We start from the raw sequence: 539 nt of genomic DNA, 5'->3' as shown, positions 1-539 counted from the left end.
GTAACATTGCCCACATCCTGATTATCTGCAATATCGGTACCACCTGCAGTAGTTCCAACATTAATTCTATACCCTGTAGCATTAACCCCCGCATTCCAATCTAAGTTCGAATTAACCGCCACACCTGTAGCATTGTTTAGTGGCATTGATAACGTGGTACAATTAGGAACAGTGGCAATAGTTTCCGTAGTGAAAGATTCCCCGGTACAACCCGTGGCATCCCCAACCGCATTATAAGGCGTAATGGAAACAAAGATGGTGGTATTTTCCGGTAAGTCAGTTGTTGGATCAAAGGTAGTAACATTGCCTACATCCTGATCATCTGCAATATCGGTACCACCTGCAGTAGTTCCAACATTAATTCTATACCCTGTAGCATTAACCCCCGCATTCCAATCCAAGTTCGAATTAACCGCCACACCTGTAGCATTGTTTAGCGGCATTGATAACGTGGTACAATTAGGAACAGTGGCAATAGTTTCCGTAGTGAAAGATTCCCTGGTACAACCCGTAGCATCCCCAACTGCATTATAAGGTGT

The 539-nt window shown here is 44.0% G+C and carries 1 pseudogene; it reads right to left on the bottom strand.

The window, feature by feature from the left end:
* Positions 1 to 539 (bottom strand): annotated as a pseudogene (locus Q4Q35_RS17495) (hypothetical protein); the annotation flags it as partial.

The organism is Flavivirga aquimarina, assembly GCF_030540835.1.
Taxonomy (GTDB): Bacteria; Bacteroidota; Bacteroidia; order Flavobacteriales; family Flavobacteriaceae; genus Flavivirga; species Flavivirga aquimarina.
Note: the sequence above shows the minus strand (reverse complement) of the source record. Positions and strands in the feature narration are given on the sequence as shown.